Genomic DNA, 7,434 nt, shown 5'->3' with positions numbered 1-7,434 from the left:
GCGTCAAACCCCGACCGGGAAGTTCGTAGGCCACCCCGAGGACGCCGCGCATGTCTCCCAAGGCCAGGAAGAAGCCGAGCAGCGCGTGGCGGTCGAGTTCGGAGCCGCGCACGTCCGGCAGCAGATCCGGGACGGGCGACGGCCAGGGGGGCGTGTCGCGCCCGGCCAGGCGCGCGGCGTCGGCGTCGACGGCCTGCCGCAACAGGACCGGCCACCAGTCCCGGTCGCCCAGGCGCAGCGCCACGGCCGCCAGGGCCCGCTCGGCCGGGCGGCCGGTGGTTTCGTCGGACAGAACCGCGGCGTACCGGGCGGCACGCCGACGCCGCCCGGGATCGGGAAGCGGGGTCGTATCGGCCAGGGCGAGACCCCAGCGGGTCCAGACCGGCCAGAGGTCGCGATCGGCCCGCAGCGCGAAGCTGTCGCGCAGGGCGGGTCCGGCTGCGGCCACGGGGGCGGCCAGCCCACCGGCGACCCGGTGCCGCGCCCCGTCGACCAGATCGTCGCCGGCCGGTCCCGGGTCGCCGCGTCCGGGATCGAGGCGGTCCTGCCAGTGGCGGATCTCGTCGGCGAAGGCGGCGGCCTCTTCGGCCGGGAGGCCGGCGAGGGTCGCGTCGCGGATGCGCCGAGCCGTCGCCACGTCGCCCGCCGCCAGGGCGAGCACGAGCGCCTGCTCGGACCATTCCCGCAGCCGCTGACGCAGGCCGTCGGTGCCGTGCCCGGCCGCGGCCAGCGCCAGGGCCTCGTCGAGATCGGCAAGGCCTTCGACCCAGGCCCCGGCGAGCAGGCGGCGTTCGGACGCCCGCCGCCACACGTCGAGGCGCCAGGCGGGTTTCAGGTCGGTGCGGGCCGCCAGGTTCTCGTAGGCCGCCGCCGCACCGCGGTGCCGCCGGCGCTGGCCCCGGACCCACCAGCCCTGCCGCTCGAAGTCGTCGGGCGGCGTGGCGAACCGTTCGAAATGGGCGGGCAGGTCGGCGACGGGCAGCAGGATGCCGCCCAGGCCGCCCTGCCAATCGTCCGGCAGGTCGGAGGCGTGGAGTTCGTCGGCGGAGAGCCACGCCCGCCCGAGGCGGCCCAGGGCACCACCGAGGCGTTCCGGATCCTCGCCGCGCGGCAGGGCCGGTCGTCCGGCCTCGCGCCGCAGGGCGACCCACAGGCCCCACGCGAGGCCGGTGTCGAAGGCGCCGAGCTCGTCGAATTCGGGCCAGAGGGCGGCGGTCGCATCGGGAATGGCGCCGGCGGCCCGGGCCGCTGCGGCTTCCCGGCGCAGGCGCCAGACGAGTCGCGTCCGCGCTTCGAGGGGCGGACGCGACGGATCGGCAAGGATCGCGGCCGCCTGGTCGGCCGCCACAGCGGGTTCGCCCCGGGCGAGGGCGGCGCCGAAGGCCGCCACCAGCCGTTCGCGACGCAGGAAGGCGAACCCGGGGTCGCCCGCGCGTCCGGCGGCGAGGTCGTCGACCGCGGCAAGGGCGCGCCGGCGCCACAGGGTGTCCGCCCCGGCCGGGGCCAGGTGGCTCAGGAGCCGCCGGCTGGTCAGGTCCCGTGCGCCGGGATTCTCGTCGGCGAGGACCAGCCGCACGGCCTCGACCCAGGCCGTATCGATCCGGGCCGGCTCGAGCAGCCCCGCCGGGACGCCGGCCGCCAGGGGGATGGTGTCGGGGTCGAGCCAGGTGCCCACCTGGAAGCGCTCGAGCCATGGATCGTGGAGCGGACCGGCGGATGCGGTCCCGCAGCAGAGGACGAACCCCGCGAGCAGCAGCAGGCCCGGGGCGATGGGGTGCCGCCGCGGCGGCGTCGATCGGGTCGTCAATGGAGAAGCACCACCTTGCGCGTCAGGACCGGACCGGTTCCTTCCAGCCGGAGCAGATACAGGCCCGCCGCCGCCCGCGCCCCCGAGGCGCTGCGGCCGTCCCAGGCCACGAACCGCCGCCCGGCACCGTACCGGGCCGTGCGCACCAGGCGGCCGCGCACGTCGTAGATCTTCAGGACCGCTTCGTCGCCCGCCGGGATGTCGAGGAGGAAACGCACCTCGCCCGCCGCGGGATTGGGCCACGGCGCACCGAACACCGTCGCCGCCGGCGCGCCCCCGTCAGGATAGACCGCGACGGCGGCGGTGGCCACCCGGCCCTCCTCCCGCCGCCCCACGACCCGCACCTCGTGCCGCGTGGCCGCGCCGCCCGGCAGGGCGGCGAGGACCGCGGCCCCGTCGGCCCGGCAGAGCCCCAGCCCGTCGGGGATCACGTTCACGTCGAGGACCGGCATCCATGCCGCGCCGCCGGGCACCCGGGCCTCCAGGACGAAATCGACGTCCCCGCCGTCGGGCCACGGCCACTGCCAGGTCAGATCGCCGTCCCAGGCCGCGGCGTAGGCGGCGGCGGCCCCGTCCGCCGCCACCGTCTCGAGTTCGAGCACGTACCAGCCGCGGGCGCGCCAGAGGGTGTTGGACGTGAACTCCAGGCGCAGGCGCCAGGGCCCGGGCCGGTCGGCGGGCACCGGCAGGGTCGCCACCCGCCAGGTCGGCACGTCGCCGTCGGCCAGCAGGTCGCCGCCGATGAACGCCTCGGCGCCGTGGGCGGCCGCCCGCGAACCCGGGTCGACGCGTCCGTCGTAGCCTTCGGCCGGTTGCGCCGCCACTTCCTCGCCGTCGGGACCGACCCAGAGCGCCCGGCCGCCGTCCATGGCCGTCCCCGGGCCCAGCAACTCGACCTCGATGCCGTGGATCATGCGCACGGCGGCCACCTCGGGTCCGAGGGGGCTGCTGGTGAGCGTCGTGTGGGCGCTGTTGCCGTAGAGCACCGCGGGCCAGTCGGCGCCGTCGGTGTGGGTCGCGGCGACGCACGCGAGAACCGCGCCGGCGAAGGGGAATTCGGCCCAGGGGGCGGCGGGCCAGCGGTGCCACGTGGTGCCGGTCTCCAGGTCGGGATAGGCGACGGTCCACGCTCCCGGCCAGTTGGCCTCGAAGTCGAGCACGCCCCCGTCGCCCGACCAGAGCCAGGTGCGGATCTCGTCGTGGAGCGTGACGCCCCCGGAAACGAAGCGGTAGCGGAACCGCGTCTCGGCTGCCGCCGGGATGCCTGCCGCCGCGTTCCAGACCAGCGGCGCGAGCGGTCGCCAGGTGCCGTCCAGGTCCTTGGCGAGGGCGACGGTCGTCGCGGTCGTGCCCGATTCCGCGAAGACGCCCCACGCCGGCGTCGAGATCGCCGTGACCGTGCAGCTCAAGTCGCTCGGAGGCGGTCCGGCCGCGCGGGCGGCCAGTTGCAGCGTGTCGCCTGCGAAGGCGGCGCTGAAGTCCAGGACCGGTTCTTCGCTCACGGTCACGGTCATCTCGATCCCGTCGGCCACCGGCGTGATGCCGGCGAGGGTGACCCCCGTGGAACCGTCGGCATACGACCACGTCGAAGGGATGGTGCCCGGCCCCCAGGTCGTGCGGCCGGACGTGCCGGGAAACACGTCGCCCGGACCGCCGGCGTCCGCCCCCGTGGCCAGGCCGTCGTCGCCGTCGGCCTCGACCAGACGCACCCGCAGGTGGTAGGCGAGACCGCCGTCGTCCGACCACGAGCCTTCCGGCACCGTCTCGTCCACGTGGTAGGCCAGCAGTTCGCCCGCCCCGGGCAGGTCGGCGTCGAAGGGCGCGGCGGCGGCCGGGTCGCGCGTCTCCAGCAGGAAGAATTCCGGGCCGACGAGACCCGCCCGCCACACGCGGGCCGCCTCGCCCGGCCGGACCCCCTCGGTGCCGCCGGCCGGGACCGTCAGGTTGCGCACCGCCGTCCAGCCCACCTGGGCCCGCGAATAGGCATCGGGCAGCGCGGCCCCCCACCCGTCGCCCGTGCCCCAGGCGCCCGACGCCATGAGGCTGAAGCGCCCGAGTCCGCCGCGGGACTGCACCTCGCTCACTCCCGTGGGGTGCAGGAGCGGATCGTAGCGGTCCTCCAGGCCGAGGAGGTGGGCGGTCTCGTGGGCCCAGATGCCGGGTCCGCTGCGCAGGCTCGCCACGGCGTAGGACGCTGCCGCCACGCCGCCGTCGAAGACCGGCTCGGCGAGAAAGAACTGCAGCGGCTGGATCAGGCCGTCGGCCGGATCGTTCTCCTGGCCCGGTGCGGCGTGCAGGATGAGCACGCCGTCCACCCGGCCGTCGTCGTCGCCGCTGCCCGCGCGCCCGTCCGGACCGTCGTTGTCGACCAGGCGGAAGGGCAGGCCCCGCTCGCGCACCGCCGTCAGGGCGTCCGTCGCCAGGCGACGCGTGCGGGTGAAGCCGTTCAGGTCGCGGTCGCTGTACTGGCGGCGGGTGTCGGGCAGCCGCACCAGCGGTGCGAGCACGAGATCCAGATCTAGGCGCCCTGCCGACGCCAGCCGGAAGTAGTTGTGCAGGGTCTCGCCCTCGTCGCCGAACAGGCGGGCCGCGAGCTCGGCGTCGTCCCAGGCGTCGGGCAGCCGGGCGTCGGTGAAGTCGACGGGGATGACGAGCACCGCGAAGCGCCCCGCGGCGGCCGACTTGTCCATCCGCCGGGCCTCGTCGACGCGGGCCGCCTGGTCCCGCAGGGCTTCCCGCTGGCGGGCGCGCTGCCGGTGCAGCTCCGGCGGGGACGGCCCCTCGGCGCGCACAGGCACGGCCCCGACCAGGAGGACGGCGGCGAGCAGCAGGAAGGTCAGGCGCACGGGTCGCATGGGTCGCTTTCGCTCGGCGGGTGGGGAGCCCCGGAAGAAACCGATCCGGCCGGGCGGAGTTCCCGACCGGATCGGTTCCCGGTCATGAATATCCGGCTTCGCGGCGCCGGACTCAATGGTTGAAGTGCCGCCGTCCCGTCAGCACCAGGGTGACCCCCAGTTCGTCGGCCCGCGCCGCGACCTCGTCGTCGCGGATCGAGCCCCCCGGTGCGATGATGGCGCGGGCACCCGCCGCGGCCAGCTTCTCGATGCCGTCCGGGAACGGGAAGAAGCCGTCGGAGCCGGCGACGCAACCGGTCAGGTCGAGGTCCTGCTGGCCCGCCTTGAGCACCGCGAGCTCCGTCGAGTCGACGCGGCTCATCTGGCCGAAGCCCATGCCGAGGGTCGCCGTCAGGTCACCCAGCACGATGCCGTTGCTCTTGCCGTGCTTGACCACCTTCCAGACCATCTCCAGGGCCGTGCGCGTGGCTCCGTCCGGCTGCGGGCCGGCGACCACGTTCCACTCCTCCAGTTCGGGGAAGCCCTCGTCCTCGTCCTGGCGCAGCTGCAGGTCGCCCCAGGAGCGCACGCGCCCGCGGGTCCCGGCCAGGAAGACGGGCAGGTCGACCGTCAGGGTGCGCACGTTCTTCTTCTTCGTGAGGCGCGCCAACGCCTCGTCCGTGTATGCCGGCGCGATGATGATCTCGAGGAAGCGCCCCGCCAGGATCTCGGCCGTCGCGAGGTCGACCTCGACGTTGAAGGCGAAGACACCCCCGAAGGCCGACACCGGATCGCAGCGCAGGGCCCGCTCGAGTCCGACCGTGCCGGCCCCGAGGCCGAAGCCGCAGGGATTGGTGTGCTTCAGCACGGCGCAGCACGGCTGGTCGAAGTCGCCCACCAGCTTCACGCCGGCGATCAGGTCGACGATGTTGTTGTAGCTGAGTTCCTTGCCGCCGTGCTGGGTCAGCCCGATGGCCGACAGGGCCGGCGCCTCGCCCCGCGCGGGCGGCAGCAGCAGCGACGCGCCCTGGTGCGGGTTCTCGCCGTAGCGCAGCTCGATGCCCGGTCGGCTGCCGGTGGCCGACTCGAGCCAGGTGGCGATGGCCTCGTCGTACCGCTCGACCAGGCGGAAGGTCTCGGCGGCCATGCGGGTGCGGAACTCGAGGGTGGTCTCGCCGTCCCCCTCGGCGAGCTGCGCCAACAGTTCGCCGTACCGCGCCGGGTCGCTGACCACCGTCACCCGCTGGAAGTTCTTCGCCGCGGCCCGCAGCAGGGTCGGGCCGCCGATGTCGATCTTCTCCACCGCGGCGGCCAGGTCGGCGCCGTCCGCGACCGCCGCCTGGAACGCGTAGAGGTTCACCACGACCAGATCGATGGGCCCGATGCCGAGGTCGGCCGTCGCGGCGAACGCCTCGCGCGTGGGCCCGAGGATGCCGCCGTGCACCGCGGGATGCAGGGTCTTGACCCGCCCGCCGAAGATCTCGGGGTAACCCGTCAGTTCGCCCACGCCCGTCACGGGCACGTCGTGCTCGCGCAGCGTCTTCGCCGTGCCGCCCGAGGCGACGAGCTGGAACCCGTGACTGACGAGCCCCCGCCCCAGCTCCACCAGTCCGGTCTTGTCGGTGACGCTGAGCAGGGCCCGCCGACCGTCTACAGGTACTGCTGCCATGCGGCCGCCTCCTCCGGGAACAGGATCTCCAGCACCTCGCGGTAGCGGGCGTAGGTCTTCTGCAGCACCTCGGCCGGCAGACGCGGCGGCGGGTAGTCGTGGTTCCAGTCGAGGGTCTCGAGGTGGTTGCGCAGGATCTGCTTGTCCCAGCTCGCGGGCTCCTGGCCGGGCGCGTAGCCGTCGGCGGGCCAGAAGCGGCTCGAGTCGGGCGTGAGCGCCTCGTCGATGAGGGTGATCTGCCCGTCGATCATGCCGAACTCGAACTTGGTGTCGGCGACGATGACGCCCCTGGGCCGGGCGTAGGCCGCGGCCTCGGTGTACAGGCGCAGCGACAGGTCCCGCAGCGTGGCCGCGTTGTCGGCGCCGACGATCTCCGCAGCGGTGTCGAAGTCGATGTTGATGTCGTGGCCCTCGTCCTCTTTCGTCGCCGGCGTGAAGATCGCTTTGGGCAAGGCGCTCGCGAGCTGGAGGCCGGCGGGCAGCGTGTGGCCGCAGATGGTCCCGTCGGCCCTGTAGCTCTTCCAGCCCGAGCCGGCGATGTAGCCGCGCACCACGCACTCGACGTCGAAGCGGTCGGCCTTGCGCACCAGCACCGAGCGCCCGCCGAGATGCTCGGCGTGGGCGCGGAAGGGCGCCGGGAACTCGGACGGATCGGCCGTGATCACGTGGTTGGGGATGTCGGCGAACCGCTTGAACCACGCCATGCTCATGACGTTCAGCACGACGCCGCGACCGGGTACGAGATCGTCCATGATGACGTCGAAGGCGGAGATGCGGTCGGTCGAAACGATGAGGAACTTGTCGCCGAGATCGAACATGTCCCGGACCTTGCCCTCGTACTGAGGCTCAAGACCCAGGTCCCTGGTACTGCGCAACGCGCCCATGGGACTCCCTTTGTCTGCGTTGTCCGGCGCCGGCGGATCGGGCGCCGGAGTGAGCGGAGCGAAGGCTCCGGGGTGCGCTCCGGACGGAATTCCGGATGCGGATCCGGACGGAGCAGCGGTGGGTGCCGACGGGGCGACGGGGCCTGCCGCGACGGAACGCCGGGATTGTAGGTACGCGTTCCGTCGGTGTCAAGGCGACCCGGCCAAACGTCCGCGTCCGGCCTGCGATTCCCACGTCAC

General features: G+C 74.1%; 4 protein-coding genes. All 4 read right to left on the bottom strand.

The annotated features are described in order from the left end of the window. Positions 1-1,807 (bottom strand): hypothetical protein (locus tag KDM41_16195; protein MCB1184969.1); only part of this gene is annotated, 1,807 nt, incomplete at its 3' end. Beyond that, positions 1,804-4,662, bottom strand: a complete 2,859-nt coding sequence (locus tag KDM41_16190; protein ID MCB1184968.1) for an immune inhibitor A — start codon at positions 4,660-4,662, stop codon at positions 1,804-1,806. The genes KDM41_16190 and KDM41_16195, both read right to left, overlap by 4 nt. Before the next feature lie 112 nt (positions 4,663-4,774). Then, complete coding sequence (gene purH, locus KDM41_16185; protein MCB1184967.1) at positions 4,775-6,310, bottom strand: bifunctional phosphoribosylaminoimidazolecarboxamide formyltransferase/IMP cyclohydrolase; 1,536 nt, start codon at positions 6,308-6,310, stop codon at positions 4,775-4,777. Further along, entirely contained in the window at positions 6,292-7,194 is a 903-nt protein-coding gene (locus KDM41_16180) for a phosphoribosylaminoimidazolesuccinocarboxamide synthase (GenBank protein ID MCB1184966.1), read from the bottom strand. The genes purH and KDM41_16180 overlap by 19 nt, the downstream gene beginning before the upstream one ends. Positions 7,195-7,434: the final 240 nt, after the last annotated feature.

This window comes from bacterium, assembly GCA_020440705.1.
GTDB lineage: Bacteria > Krumholzibacteriota > Krumholzibacteriia > LZORAL124-64-63 > LZORAL124-64-63 > JAGRNP01.
This window is presented reverse-complemented; position numbering and strand designations above follow the sequence as displayed.

Bases quoted from the DNA above. Each gene is read 5' to 3' on its own strand.
- KDM41_16190 (MCB1184968.1), bottom strand. From the start codon at position 4,662: ATGCGACCCGTGCGCCTGACCTTCCTGCTGCTCGCCGCCGTCCTCCTG.
- purH (MCB1184967.1), bottom strand. From the start codon at position 6,310: ATGGCAGCAGTACCTGTAGACGGTCGGCGGGCCCTGCTCAGCGTCACC.
- KDM41_16180 (MCB1184966.1), bottom strand. From the start codon at position 7,194: ATGGGCGCGTTGCGCAGTACCAGGGACCTGGGTCTTGAGCCTCAGTAC.